Below are 13684 nucleotides of genomic sequence, written 5' to 3' on the forward strand. Positions count from 1 at the left end.
CCCATCGGGCGCCTTTTTGAGATCAGGCCGAAGAAATCAGGCCATCCAGGGTTCGGTCACGTCGCGGATAGCGCGGTCGTTGGCCATAATTTGCTTCAGCAGGGCAATCTTGCGGGCGCGGGCATCGCCATCGAGGGCAGGCACGCCGCCCATCACGGCCACCGAAGCCACGGCCACATGCTTCTCCATGCGCTCCAGGCCATTCCAGTTACCCGACTGCGCGGCGGCGACCATATTATTGGTCAAACCGGCAATATTTTCGTACATCGAGAGAACTTCGTTCGAGGTCATGGCTGATCCTGAAATCGTAAATGGAGTACCGCTTGTCTGGATTTACGTCAGGCCGAACGAGAACTTTAGGGTTTTTTCAAAATATTTTTAAAATTATTTGGGGTTGCAAAAACAATAAGGCCGCTGCGGCCCAGTGCAGGGCGGCAGCGGCCTCGAGGGAGGGCAGTAATTACTTGACCAGCTCTTCCAGGCCCGCGCTCAGTTCTTCCAGCGGCGGCATTTCGTCGACCAGCACACCGTCTTCCAGGCCCAGCTCTTCGGCGATCTCGGTCGGGTAGCAGGCTTCGATTTCCTCGTCGCTCAGCTTGGCTTCGGTCACGCGGGCGCGCCATGCGGCCAGGTGCACCACGGCCGCCAGGCGGTTGAACGGCTCGTGTTCCAGCGGCTGCGGGAAGGCCTTGATGGCGTCCGAGAAGGTGGAGGGGAATTTCCAGCGCGCGGCCAGTTCGGCGCCCACGTCCGGGAAGCCGTAGCCCAGCGAGGCCATTTCGGCGTCCAGGCGGCGCGCGTCCAGCGGACCGGCAACCTTGTCCAGCTGCATGGCCTGCTCAGGCATGGCCGAGTGGATCACCAGCTGGCCGATGGCGTGCATCATGCCGATGGTGAAGGCGAGGTCGGTATTGTCGCGGGTTTTCTTGGCAATCCATTTGGCGCCCACCGCAGTGTGCAGGCTGTAGCGCCAGAACTGTTTCAGGTCCAGGCCGGGCACGGTCTTGAAACCGCTCACCAGGCCGGAGGAAATCACCAGCGTGCGTACGGTAACGAAACCGAGCATCAGCACGGCATCTTCCACGGTGCCGATGCTGCGGGAAACGTGATAATAAGCAGAATTTGCCAGGCGCAGCAGCTTGGCGCTGAGCACCGGGTCGGTGGATACCTTCTTGGCGATATCTTCAGTGGAGACACTGGCTTTGTCGAAGCTGCTGATCAATTCTTCAACAACCTTCGGCGCGGTAGGCAACGCAGTCGGGTTCTGGAACAGTGCCTCTAACTTCATCTGGTTCTCCTCAGGATTCATTGTTGGTATTGCTGTAGATGAACTATATAGGGATTCTCCTACGGAAAGAAGCAGTTTCTGAGGGGGCGTGGTATCCGCCGCACGCATTCCGCGAATTGTGCAGCCTGTCCCCGAATTCTGCAGTCTGTCGCATCCGGACCCCGGCCGGCACGCTTCCGGATTACATTCCACAGTGGCTTACTTCGCCAATAATTCTCAAAAACCTATAAGGGACCATTCATGCAAACACGCACCCAAACCTTGCGTTGGAACGCGCTCAAGACGGCTGTTACCCTGGCCCTGTGCGGCGCTTCCCTGGCCTTCACCCCGGCCATTGCGCAGCAGGCTGCGGCACCGGCAGCGCCAACGGCGGCAAAGGCCATGCCCGGCGATGATTTCTACGCCTACGTCAACGGCGACTGGCTGGCAAAAACCGAGATCCCGGCGGACCGCGGCAGCTGGGGCGCAGGCGCCGAGCTGGCGGAGCAGACCAATGCGCGGATCATCAAGCTGATCGAAGAAGCGGCTTCCCAGCCGGCCGGCAGCGAAGCGCGCAAAGTGGGCGACCTGTATGCCAGCTTCATGAATGAAGCCGCCATCGAAGCGCACGGCATCGCGCCGCTGCAGGCCGAGCTCAAGAAGCTGGGCGCCATCAAGGACAAGACCGGCCTGGCGAAGGCACTGGGCGCCAGCCTGCGCGCCGACGTGGATCCGCTGAACGCCACCAACTTCTTCACCGAAAACCTGTTTGGCCTGTGGATTGCGCAAGGCCTGACCGACCCCGACAACTACGTGCCCTACCTGCTGCAGGGCGGCCTCGGCATGCCTGACCGCGCCTACTACCTGGAAGAGGGCGAGCGCATGAGCCGCCTGCGCACGGCCTACCAGGCCCACATCGCCGCGATGCTGAAACTGGCCGGCTATACCGAGCCCGAACTGCGCGCCGCGCGCGTGTTCGAACTGGAACGCAAGATCGCGCAGGCGCACGGCAGCCGCGAGGATTCGGCCGATATCCAGAAGGCCAACAACCCGTGGAGCGACAAGGACTTCGCCGCCAAGGCGCCGGGCATGGACTGGAAGCAGTTCTTCCACAGCGCCGGCCTGGGCAAGCAAAAGAAATTCATCGTCTACCATCCGGGCGCGATCAAGGGCGCCTCCGCGCTGGTCGCGGAAATGCCGCTGCAGACCTGGCTGGACTGGATGGCCTTCCACACCGTGAACCACTTCAGCCCGAACCTGCCGAAAGCCTTTGTGGACCAGCGCTTCGAGTTCTACAGCCGTACGCTGAACGGCACGCCGCAACTGTCGCTGCGCTGGAAGCGCGGCCTGACCTTCGTCAACAACGCCATGCCGGAAGCGGTGGGCAAGCTGTATGTGGAGCGCTACTTCCCGGCCGAGTCCAAGGCCCGCGTGCAGAAGATGGTGGCCAATATCGTGGACGCCTTCCACAAGCGCATCGATCAGCTGGACTGGATGGCTGCGCCCACCAAGAAGGAAGCGCATGCCAAGCTGAGCACCCTGTATGTGGGCGTCGGCTATCCTGAAAAATGGACCAGCTACAAGGGCCTGGAGATCAAGGCGGACGACGCCTTCGGCAACGCGCTGCGCGCCGAGCAGTTCCACCTGAAGCAGGAACTGGCCAAGCTGGGCACCAAGGTCGATTCGAAAGAATGGTCGATGCCGCCGCAGCTGGTGAACGCGGTGAACATGCCGATGCAGAACGCGCTGAACTTCCCGGCCGCCATCCTGCAGCCGCCATACTTCGATGCGAAGGCTTCCGACGCAGTCAATTACGGCGCGATCGGCTCCATCATCGGCCACGAAATCAGCCACAGCTTCGACGACCAGGGGGCGCAGTTCGACTCCAAAGGCCGCCTGCGCGACTGGTGGACCAAGGCCGACGGCGAATACTTCAAGAAGGCAGCCGGCTCGCTGGTGGCGCAGTACAACGCGTATGAAGCCTTCCCCGACCTGAAGATCAACGGCCAGCTCACGCTGAGCGAAAACCTGGCCGACCTGGCCGGCCTGGCGGCGGCGCTGGATGCTTACCATGCCTCCCTGGGCGGCAAGGTGACGCCGGAAGCGGACCGCGAGTTCTTCAGCGGCTATGCGCAAAGCTGGCGCAACAAGTCGCGCGAGGCATCGCTGCGCAACCAGGTGAAGACGGACGGCCACTCGCCGGCGCAATGGCGTACCTACACGGTAAGGAATCTTGACGCGTGGTATCCAGCCTTTGACGTGAAGCCGGGCCAGAAGCTGTATCTTGCTCCTGAGCAGCGCGTTCGAGTCTGGTAAGCGCCTTTAAGCTGGCTTTAAGCGCGGCTTGTGCCTTGTGTTAATTCACTAACGGATGGCTTCCTGCTGGTGACTTAAAGTTTGTCCAAGCGCGCACGGAAGTGCGCGTGTCTCGCACCGACAACTTTGAAAGGGAGCACATCATGAACAAGGACCAAGTCAAGGGTAAAGCCAAGGAAATCGGCGGCAAGATCCAGGAGGAAGCCGGTGAACTGGTGGGCAGCTCCAAGCAGCAGGCTAAAGGCATCGCCAACCAGGTGGAAGGCAAGATGCAGAAGAAAGTGGGCGATGCCCGCGAAGCCGTGGAAGATGCGCTGGATGATGATGCCACCGTCCGCCGCGGCAACCGCCAGTAATTTTTATTACTAGCGATTCAGGGCCGGCTCCTCATATGAGGGCCGGCCCTTTCAGTTTTCGGTGCTAACATATTCCTTCCAGCAGGAGTGAATGCGTGATCCCGGATCTTGAAACAGACATTGCTGCCATACAGGGTATGGCGGCCGTACCTACTATTTTGAACGCAGTATCGGAGCTGACAGGCCTTGGCTTCGTCTGCGTCGCGCGCGTGACCGATACCACATGGCACAGTTGCGCCGTGCTGGATAAACTCAACTTTGGCCTGGGCATCGGCGACAGCCTCGATGTGACCACCACCTTGTGCGAGGAAGTGCGCGACACCCGTTCGGCCATCATCATCGATTCGGTGAAGGACCACGCGGTCTATGCCGGCCACCATACGCCGCGCATCTACGGCTTCCAGAGCTATTTCTCGATTCCCCTGTTCCGTCCCGACGGCGCGTATTTCGGCACGCTGTGCGGGCTCGATCCTGCCCCGGCGGACCTCACGCGCTCCGCGACGCGCAATACGCTGACCCTGTTTGCCGAACTGATTTCGCGCCAGCTGCAGAACGAGGAAGCATGGCACCAGACGCGCAATGCGCTGGCGAGCGAGCGCGAAACAGCGGAACTGCGCGAGCAGTTCATTGCGGTGCTGGGGCACGATGTGCGGACGCCGCTGGGTTCCATCCTGAGCGGCGTGGAGCTGCTGCGCACCATGGGCATACCGAAAGCCGGACCGGTGTTGGACCTGATGGGCCGCAGCATCAGCCGGATTTCCTCGCTGGTGGACGACCTGATGGACTTCACGCGCGGGCGCATGGGCGGCGGCATTTCACTGAACCTGCAGCAGACGGCCGATATGGACGCCGTCTTCCAGCATGTGATCGACGAGCTGCTGACGCAGCATCCGGACCAGGCCATCGTTTCGAGCATCCCCGGCGGCCTGTCGCTGGTATGCGATCCCGCGCGCATGGCGCAGCTGCTGTCCAACCTGCTGAAAAACGCCTTGCTGCACGGTGACGGCAAGTCTCCGGTACGGGTGCATGCAGCGATTGGCGCGGACCGCTTCGAGCTGTCGGTGACCAATTCGGGCGAGCGGATTCCCGACGACGTAATGGGGCAGTTGTTCAAGCCCTTCTGGCGCGCCAAGTCTTCCCGGCCGCGCGAAGGCCTGGGTCTGGGCCTGTTCATTGCCTCACAGATCGCGGCATCGCATGGCGGCACGCTCGCCGCGCAGACCTCCGATGGCAGCACCACCTTCACCCTGAGCATGCCCGCCTCAAAATAAAAACGCCCCTTTGCAGGGGCGTTCCGGGTGCTGCGGGATATGAGCTTAGTTCGATTCCGGCTTCAGGTGCTTGCGGAAGAAGGCGTCGATCGCGGTCTGCACGTGCTTGCGCTGCAGGCGGTTCGCGACGCCGTGTTTCGCGCCAGGGTAGGTCATCAGTTCGAACTGCACGCCACGGTTCACCAGCGCATCGATCATCTTGGTGGTGTTGGTGAACAGCACGTTGTCGTCCGCCATGCCGTGGATCAGCAGCAGCTTCGACTTCAGGCCGTCAACGTGGTAGAACACGTTGCTCTGCTTGTAGCCTTCCACGTTCTCGGACGGCTTGTCCATGAACTGCTCGGTGTAGTGGGTGTCGTACAGGCCCCAGTCGGTCACCGGCGCGCCGGACACGCCGGCGGCGATCTTGTCCGAACCTTGCGACAGCAGGCGCAGCGCCATGAAGCCGCCGTAGCTCCAGCCGTACACGCCAACGCGCTTCGGATCGACGTAGCTCTGCTTGCCCAGCCATTCAACGCCGGTCAGCTGGTCTTCCACTTCCACCTTGCCCAGGTTGCGGTAGATGGCGTCGGTGAACACGCGTTCACGGCGGCTCGAACCGCGGTTATCCATGCGGAACACCACGTAGCCCTGCTGCGCCATGTACTGGTCGAACATATCGCCCCATTTGCGCGACACGTGCTGTGCGTGCGGGCCGCCGTAGGTGGACAGGTAGACCGGGTACTTTTTCGATGCGTCGAACTTGTAAGGCTTGATCATCGACCAGTACATGGTCTGGCCGTCCTTTGCCTTCATCGTGCCGTATTCGGTTGGCAGGTGATCGGACTTGTACTTGTAGTAGGGGTGCGACTCGTTCACTTCATTGCGTTCGAGCCAGGTCACCATCGCGCCGTCCGGACGGCGGATGCTTACCTGCGGCGGGTTGGCCGGATCGGACCAGGTGTCCACAAACAGCTCGCCATTGCGCGAGAACGAGGCCTCGTGCCAACCGTCCTTGTCGGTGATGCGCTTTGGCTTGTCGGCATTGCTGCCGTCGATATTCAGCGCATACACCTGCTTGTCGATCACGGCATCCTTGTTGGAGGACACGTAGACCTTGCCGGACTTTTCGTCCACGGCCAGCAGGGAATCGATGCCCCATGCGCCTTTCGAGATCGGGTGCAGCACCTTGCCGTTCATGTCGAACAGGTAGAGGTGGTTGTAGCCGTCACGCTCGGAGGACCAGATAAAGCCCTTGCCGCTGGCGAGGAAGCGCAGGTCGTCGTTGATGGTGGTCCAGGTCTTTGCGGTTTCGGTGACGAGCACTTTCTGCGCCAGCGAAGCCACGTCCACCGAGATCAGCTCCAGTTTTTTCTGGTCGCGGGTCTGGCGCTGGAATACCAGTGCTTTCGCGGTTGGAGTCCAGTCGGCGCGCACCAGGTAGATGTCCTTTTCCGGGCCGAGGTCGATGTTCCTGATCTCGCCGGTGACCGGCGAAACGATGTGCAGGCCAACCACGGCGTTCTTGTCGCCGGCGGCAGGGTAGCGCTGCTCGACCACGTCGGTGCGGTCCGCATAGATTTCGAAGCGGCGTGCAATCGGCACCTGCGCTTCATCGTAGCTGCGGTAGGCGATGGCCGAATCGTCCGGCGCCCAGTAGTAGCCGGTGCGCTGGCCCATCTCTTCCTGCGCCACGAATTCGGCTTCGCCGTTATGCACGGTGCCCTTGCCGTCGGTGGTCAGCTGGCGCTCCTTGCCGGTGGCCAGGTCGATCACGAACAGGTTCTGGTCGCGCACGAAGGAAACGTATTTGCCTTTTGGCGAAATCTTCGGATCGATCACATTGCCGGAAGCGACCAGGCGCGCCTGGTCCGGTTTGGCCAGGTCCACCAGGTACAGGTTGCCGGCCAGCGGAACCAGCAGTTGCTTGCCGTCCGGCGACCAGCTGTAGCTGATGATGCCTTTCAGGCTGGCGGTGCGTTCACGTTCACGGCGCGCTTTCTCGGCGTCCGACAGGTTTTCCTCGGGGACCAGGACTTTCGAATCCACCAGGCGGCGGGTCGTTTTGTCCTTCATATTGAATTCCCACAAGTCCAGCTGGAACTGGTTGTCCTCGCGGCCGCGCAGGAAGGTCACGCGCGCGCCGTCCGGCGAGACTTTCAGCGAGCGCACGCCGGCGCCGGTCAGCGAAGGATCGGAATACAGGCGGTCGAGAGTCAGGCGCTCGGCGGACGCCGAACCGGCGGCCAGCAGGGCCAGGAAGCTAAGAATGAAGCGCATTGGAAGTGTCCGAAGAATGTTGTAAAGGAAAATGACGAACCGCAAGACAATACCAGACTCTGCAGCGCGTGACGACCCATCATTGTTCGGAATTTCAGGACTTTCTCCCAACTTTAATTAGGGTCCGTCCCCAATTATCTTCAGGCGCGCGCTGGAGACGCGGTGCAGCAGGGCGGTCAGCAGCACAGCGGCGATGGTGAGGCCCAGCACAAGGCCGATCCAGAAGCCGGTGGCGGACATCGGTTCGGAAGGGCCGGCCGGCAGCCATTGCGGCGCCAGGCCGAGAATGCAGCCCACCGGCAGTGCAAAGCCCCAGAAGGCCAGCGTCTGCACGATCATCGGTTCGCGCGTGACCTTGTAGCCCCGAATGGCGCAGGAGGTGGCAACCTGCGTGGCATCGGACAGCTGGAACAGCGCGGCGAACAGCAGCAGGTGGGCGCACATCTCCTGCACCGCCGCATCGGACGTGTAGGCGCGCGCAATCTGGTAGCGGAAGACGGCGATGCCGATGGCGGAGATGATGGCGAACGCCAGCGACATGCTCACGCCCACCCAGGAAGCGAAGCGCGCGCGGGCCGGATTGCCTTCGCCCAGCGCCTGCCCCACGCGCGTGATCATGCCGATGCCGAAGCTGAGCGGCACCATGAACACCAGCGAGGAGAAGTTCAGCGCGATCTGGTGGGCGGACACCGTCACCACGCCGAAGCGCGCCACCAGCAGGCTCACGGCGCCGAACACGCTCACTTCCGCGAAGTAGGTGACGCCGATCGGCAGGCCGAGCTTCAGCATGCTGCGGATTTCGGGCCAGTGCGGCCACTCCCAATGCGTGAAGGGGAAGCTCTGCCGGTAGGCCGGTGCGATATGGATCCACACGATAATGGCCAGCAGGTCGATCCACACCACAGCGGCCGTGGCCACGGCGCAGCCCAGCGCACCCAATTTCGGCATGCCGAGGTTGCCGAACACGAGCAGCCAGTTGACCACGATATTCACCAGCAGGCCAAGCAGCGCAATCACCATGACCGGCTTGGTCTGGTTGATGCTGGCGCTGTAGCCGTACAGGGCGCGGTAGGCGCCGAAAGGAACCAGGCCAACGCTGATGATGTGCACGAACATCGAGGCGCGCGCATTCACTTCCGGCGCCAGGTAGAGATGGTTGAACAGCAGCGTGGCCAGGTTCGCGAGCAGGGCGGCGAGCACGCCGATGCCGAAACCCTTCCACAAGGACTGCCGCACGGTATGCGGAATGGTGTTGAACGCACCTGCGCCCACTTCATGCGCCACCACCGTGTTCACCGACATCATGGTGCCGCTCACGGTAACGAGGATGATGGACCACACGGATGCGCCCAGCGATACGGCGGCCAGTTCGGCGGCGCTGGTATGGCCCGTCATTGCCACGTCGGCCACTCCCATCCCCACGGTGGCGAGCTGCCCGATCAGCACGGGCCAGGCCAGGCGCCACAGCGCGGCGGCTTCGGTGCGGACATTGGAGAGAGTGAAGGTGTGAGGCATCGCGATAATTCGTGTCTGGGGAGCCCGCCATTCTAACGCGGTAAATATTTGTTACAAGGTGTTGTCTGCAATATCGCCGTGCGCCGCGTTATACGGGGAAAAACCGGAGCTACCTCAGATGAAACGCCTTATCGCTGCAAGCCTTCTCTTTACCGCCGCCTTCGCCGCCGGCGCGGGCGAACTCTCCCTCTACTCGCAGCCCGGCTTCCGCGGCAGCGAAATCACGCTCCATGGCGGCGCATCCAATCTGCGCGACCTTGGTTTCAACGACCGCGCCTCAAGCCTGGTGGTGCGCTCCGGGACCTGGGAACTGTGCGAGCACAAGAACTTTGGCGGCTACTGCGCCGTGTTCGAGCGCGGCGACTATCCGGAACTGGAACGCTTCAACAATAACGTTTCCTCCGCCCGCGAAGTGCCGGGCCGCCCGCATGGCCGCTGGCGTGACCGTGACCGCGATCGCGAATACGGCTACGACTATGGGCGGGAAGAGGAGCGCCGCCATGAAGGCTGGCGCCGCGATGAACCCGTGATCCTGTTTTCCGGCCAGCGCTTCGAGGGCGAACGCATCGCCGTGCGCAGCGACCTGCGCACCCTGCGCGATGCAGGCTTCAATGACCGCGCAGGCTCCATCGTGATCAACGAAGGACGCTGGGAATTCTGCGAACACGCGGGCTACCGGGGCCAGTGCATGGTGCTTGGCCCAGGCCGCTATGGCCGGCTGGACGAGATGAACAACCAGCTCTCGTCGCTGCGTCGGGTGCGCTGACGGTAAGGAATTTCTTGTAACCTGATTTCCGCAGGAGTGACATACCTGGAGAATTCAACGTGGAATACAAGGACTATTACGCGGCGCTGGGCGTGGACAAAACCGCCAGCGCCGACGAGATCAAGAAGGCCTTCCGCAAACTGGTGCGCAAATACCATCCGGATATCAGCAAAGAGCCGGATGCCGATGCGAAGACCAAGGAGCTGAACGAAGCCTACGGCGTGCTCGGCGACCCCGAAAAGCGTGCCGCCTACGACCAGCTGGGCAGCGCGCAATACCGGGGCGGAGAGGGTTTCCAGCCGCCGCCGGATTGGGGTTCCGCCTACGAATCGGGCGCGGACAACGAGAACGACTTCTTCGCCGACCTGTTTGCGCACGTGGGCGGGCGCCGCCGCAACTTCCAGATGCGCGGCGAGGACAGCCACGCCACCCTGCAGATCGACCTGCACGACGCCTACCACGGCGCCAGCCGCACCATCACCCTGCGCGTGCCCGAGCTGGACCAGCAAGGCCGCGTGGTCACGCGCGAACGCACGCTCAGCGTCAACATCCCGAAAGGCGTCACGGCAGGCCAGCAGCTGCGCCTGAGCGGCCAGGGCCAGCCGGGCAGTGGCGGGGCGGAAGCGGGCGACCTCTACCTTGAAATCCAGTTCCGTCCCGAAGCGCGCTACCGCGTGGAGGGGCGCGACGTCTACGAAACGGTACCGGTAGCGCCGTGGGAAGCCGCGCTGGGCGGCGAAATCGAAGTGCCCACGCCGTCCGGCCGCGTGACGGTCACGGTGCCTGCCAAATCGCAGAGTGGACGCAAGCTGCGGCTGAAAGGGCGGGGCATTCCCGGCAGCGGCGCAGCGCCGGCCGGCGATCTCTACCTGCTGCTCGAACTGGTGCTGCCGCCCGCCGACACCGAGGCGGCGCGCAGCCTGTACCAACAGATGGCGCGCGAGATGGCCTTCAATCCGCGCGCCGGGATGGGAGGCTAAGCATGGAACAAGCGATTCAGGGCGTGCTGCTGGACGAAGCAGCGCTGACACTGGAAGAACTGGCGCGCGCCTGCGCGGTGGAGCCGGGCTGGGTGGTGCACCGCGTGCGCACGGGCATCCTGCTGAATGATGCCGGAGGGCAGCCCGAAGCCTGGCGCTTCACCAGCGTGGACCTGGTGCGTGCGCGCGAGCTGGTGCGCATCGAGCAGGACTTCGACGCCGGCGAAGAACTCGCCGCGCTGGTGGTCGACCTCACCGAAGAGGTCCGCCGCCTCAAATCCCGTCTCCGCCTCCTCGGGCACCACTGACACCATGGGGTCAGGCACCATGGTGTCATGTGACAGCGGTGCCTGACCCCAAGGTGTCAGTGCTTTAGCTGTTAGCGGGCGGAGTCGTCTTGCGGGTTGCCGCTGCGCGAGCCGCTGGCGCCGGATTGTTTGCTGCCGAGGTCGTCAATGTCGTGGCCGGCTTCGGGGCCCTGGCCCTGCATGCCGCTGTGGCGGTCCGACTGTTCGTTGCCGCGGCGGTTGTCCGGCCTGCTGGAGTCGCTCCAGCGCTCGGATTGCTGGTTGCCGGATTTGTCGGACTGCTGGCTGTTGCCGCGCTGTCCCATGCCAGCGCGCTCGCCGCCTTGCTGCGAGCCCGAGCCACCGCTGTAGCGGTCGGCTTGCTGGCTGTCGTAACGCTGGCCCTGCCGACCCTGCTGGCCGGACTGCTGGTTGCCTTCCTGCCGCGAGTTGGCGCCGGCATTGTTCCCGCCGAGGCCGCCGCGTCCCGTCATGCCGCTGCCGCCCGAGGCAATATCGTGCAGGTCGCCGCCATTCTGGCCGCCCATGCCGCCCGAGTGCTGGCCGCCGTGCCCGCCGCCCTGGCCGGCATGCGACTGCCGGTTGCCGGGGCCGCCCTGGTGCTCGTCGTTCCGGTTTTCGTCCGGACCACCCTTGCGTTCCTGCTGGTTGATGCCCTGGCCGTTCTGGCCGCCTTCCGTGCCGGATTGCGTGCCCGCAATGCCGTCCTCGACATTGTCCATGCCGCCGTCGCTCTGGCGGTTGATCGATGGGTTGTCATTGGCCTGGATCCCGGCGGCGTGGTTGCCGCTCTGGTTTTTGACGTCCGCATCATTCGCATTGTTTTGCGTTGCCATGATTCGCCTCCTGTTCTGAGCCGGACCGCTCCGGCAGAGTTTTATGCTAGGCCGCCAGGGGCAACAGGGGAGTAGGCGCACGCGCCGCCGCGCTGTAGGAAGCTCAGTAGGGCTCGTGCGGCAGCGACAGGTCGAGGCCGATGAAGCGTTCGCGCAGCCAGGAGGCGGCCGGACCGAGCTGCTCATCCGCTCGGTGCAGCGCGTACAGCGGATACAGCAGCTGGCCGCTGTCCTGCAGCTGCAGCCGCACCAGCCAACCCGCCTTGAGATCCTGCGCCACCATCGCCATCGGCATATTTCCCCAGCCGAGGCCGCCACGCAGCAGCGCGTGCTTGGCGCTGACGTCGCCCAGCCGCCAGTCGCGCCGCGAAATCACGCCGAAATCCTGCCCCTGCGTGAGGTTGCTGCGGTCCGTAACAACCAGCTGCAGGTGCTCGCGCAACTCGGACGTGGGCACCACGCCTTCAATCTTCGCCAGTGGATGCTTGGGCGCACACACCGGCACCATTTCCACATGGCCAACGATGTGGCGCTCGATCACGTCCGGCACCGTCATCGGCATGCCGCTGATGCCCAGCTGGCAGCGATTGTCCTGCACCATCTGGACCGCCGCGCCCAGCGCTTCCATGTGCAGGCGCAGCGCAACCGTAGGGAACTCGCGCTGGAAGGCTTCCAGCACCTGCACCAGCACGCAGCCGGGGAACATCACGTCCACCACCAGGCAGACTTCGGCTTCCAGGCCCTGGCCGAGCGCTTTCGCCCGCGCGCGCATCGCCGCCACGTTGCTGGCGACGGTGCGCGCATCGGCCAGCAGCGCGCGGCCCGCGTCCGTGAGCGTCGGCTTGCGCTTGCTTCGGTCGAGCAAGGCAATATTCAGCTGCTCTTCCAGGTTGGCGATGGTGTAGCTGATGACGGATTGCGTGCGGTGCAGCGCACGCGCCGCATGGGCGAAGCCGCCATGGTCAATGACGGCGATGAAGACGCGCAGCTGGTCGAGGGAGGGAAGGCCGGGATCACGCATTATCAAGAAAATCGATAGAAACTATAGATAAAAAACCTATTTCATCGATATTAGTCCGGATCTAAGATGACTGCAACAACAAACACTTCCTCTGGAGCTTCAAACATGGCAAACGTTCTTTACATCAATAGCAGCGTGCGTACTTCCGGTTCCCTGTCGCGCCAGCTGTCTTCGGAATTCGTCAGCAAATGGAAGGCAGCGCACCCGGCCGACAGCATCGTCGAGCGCGACCTGGCCAGCAATCCCGTGCCGCACCTCACCGAAGAGATGATGGGCGCTTTCTTCACCCCGGCAGAACAGCGCAGCGCCGAACAGGCGCAGACGGTCAAGCTGTCCGACACGCTGGTGGATGAGGTGGAAGCGGCCGATATCATCGTGATCGGCGCGCCGATGTACAACTTCTCCGTGCCAAGCACGCTGAAGGCCTACATCGACCATATCGCCCGTGCCGGCCGCACCTTCAAGTATGGCGCGAACGGCGCCGAAGGCCTGCTGCAGAACAAGAAGGTCTACGTGTTCACCGCCAGCGGCGGCGTGTACAGCGAAGGTCCTGCCAGCGGCTACGACTTCCTGGCCACCTACCTGCGCGCGGTGCTGGGCTTCCTTGGCATCACCGATATCAGCTTCGTGCGCGCCGAAGGCGTGGCAATGGGCGAGCAGGCCCTGGCCGACACGCTGGCGAAATCGCGCAAGTCGATCGAGGAAATCGTCGCCGCCTGATAGCAAAGGCTCCGGCGCCAGCCGGAATCCGTGGCAGCCGGTATCATGCTGCCTATGCCTGCCACGGAG

At 63.1% G+C, this 13684-nt stretch carries 13 protein-coding genes; 7 read left to right on the forward strand and 6 right to left on the reverse strand.

Annotated elements, in window-relative coordinates; genetic code table 11:
- Positions 1-36 precede the first annotated feature (36 nt).
- Positions 37-291, reverse strand: a complete 255-nt coding sequence (locus tag ACJRPG_RS14870) for a flagellar protein FliT (RefSeq protein ID WP_408000867.1) — start codon at positions 289-291, stop codon at positions 37-39.
- 169 nt (positions 292-460) lie between these two features.
- Positions 461-1288, reverse strand: coding sequence for an HDOD domain-containing protein (locus tag ACJRPG_RS14875; protein ID WP_408000868.1), 828 nt, complete (start codon positions 1286-1288; stop codon positions 461-463).
- Positions 1289-1528: 240 nt separating this feature from the next.
- Here ACJRPG_RS14875 and ACJRPG_RS14880 point away from each other — a divergent pair, with 240 nt between their 5' ends.
- From ACJRPG_RS14880 to ACJRPG_RS14890, 3 genes are all read left to right on the forward strand, one after another.
- Complete coding sequence (locus ACJRPG_RS14880; protein ID WP_408000869.1) at positions 1529-3583, forward strand: M13 family metallopeptidase; 2055 nt, start codon at positions 1529-1531, stop codon at positions 3581-3583.
- A gap of 143 nt (positions 3584-3726) precedes the next feature.
- Complete coding sequence (locus ACJRPG_RS14885; RefSeq protein WP_408000870.1) at positions 3727-3939, forward strand: CsbD family protein; 213 nt, start codon at positions 3727-3729, stop codon at positions 3937-3939.
- Between the two features lie 137 nt (positions 3940-4076).
- A complete protein-coding gene (locus tag ACJRPG_RS14890) occupies positions 4077-5210 on the forward strand; it encodes a GAF domain-containing sensor histidine kinase (RefSeq protein WP_408000871.1) in 1134 nt (377 codons plus the stop codon).
- 45 nt (positions 5211-5255) lie between these two features.
- Here the strand turns inward: ACJRPG_RS14890 and ACJRPG_RS14895 are convergent, their stop codons facing one another.
- On the reverse strand, positions 5256-7469 hold the full coding sequence (locus tag ACJRPG_RS14895) for a S9 family peptidase (protein ID WP_408000872.1): 2214 nt from the start codon (positions 7467-7469) through the stop codon (positions 5256-5258).
- A 117-nt stretch (positions 7470-7586) separates the two neighbouring features.
- Entirely contained in the window at positions 7587-8984 is a 1398-nt protein-coding gene (locus ACJRPG_RS14900) for an MATE family efflux transporter (RefSeq protein WP_408000873.1), read from the reverse strand.
- A gap of 118 nt (positions 8985-9102) precedes the next feature.
- On the opposite strand from ACJRPG_RS14900, the gene ACJRPG_RS14905 reads away from it, so the two are divergent.
- From ACJRPG_RS14905 to ACJRPG_RS14915, 3 genes are read left to right on the forward strand one after another with little or no spacing between them, the layout of a single operon-like run.
- A complete protein-coding gene (locus ACJRPG_RS14905) occupies positions 9103-9750 on the forward strand; it encodes a beta/gamma crystallin family protein (protein ID WP_408000874.1) in 648 nt (215 codons plus the stop codon).
- A gap of 59 nt (positions 9751-9809) precedes the next feature.
- Positions 9810-10730, forward strand: coding sequence for a DnaJ C-terminal domain-containing protein (locus ACJRPG_RS14910; protein ID WP_408000875.1), 921 nt, complete (start codon positions 9810-9812; stop codon positions 10728-10730).
- Between the two features lie 2 nt (positions 10731-10732).
- Positions 10733-11038, forward strand: a complete 306-nt coding sequence (locus ACJRPG_RS14915; protein ID WP_408000876.1) for a chaperone modulator CbpM — start codon at positions 10733-10735, stop codon at positions 11036-11038.
- Between the two features lie 71 nt (positions 11039-11109).
- Here ACJRPG_RS14915 and ACJRPG_RS14920 read toward each other — a convergent pair whose 3' ends face one another.
- Positions 11110-11874: a hypothetical protein gene (locus tag ACJRPG_RS14920; protein WP_408000877.1), complete on the reverse strand. Its 765-nt coding sequence runs from the start codon at positions 11872-11874 to the stop codon at positions 11110-11112.
- A gap of 103 nt (positions 11875-11977) precedes the next feature.
- Positions 11978-12895, reverse strand: a complete 918-nt coding sequence (locus tag ACJRPG_RS14925; RefSeq protein ID WP_408000878.1) for a LysR family transcriptional regulator — start codon at positions 12893-12895, stop codon at positions 11978-11980.
- A 105-nt stretch (positions 12896-13000) separates the two neighbouring features.
- On the opposite strand from ACJRPG_RS14925, the gene ACJRPG_RS14930 reads away from it, so the two are divergent.
- Complete coding sequence (locus tag ACJRPG_RS14930; RefSeq protein ID WP_408000879.1) at positions 13001-13615, forward strand: FMN-dependent NADH-azoreductase; 615 nt, start codon at positions 13001-13003, stop codon at positions 13613-13615.
- Positions 13616-13684 lie beyond the last annotated feature (69 nt).

Source organism: Pseudoduganella rhizocola (genome assembly GCF_045984285.3).
Lineage (GTDB): Bacteria > Pseudomonadota > Gammaproteobacteria > Burkholderiales > Burkholderiaceae_D > Rugamonas.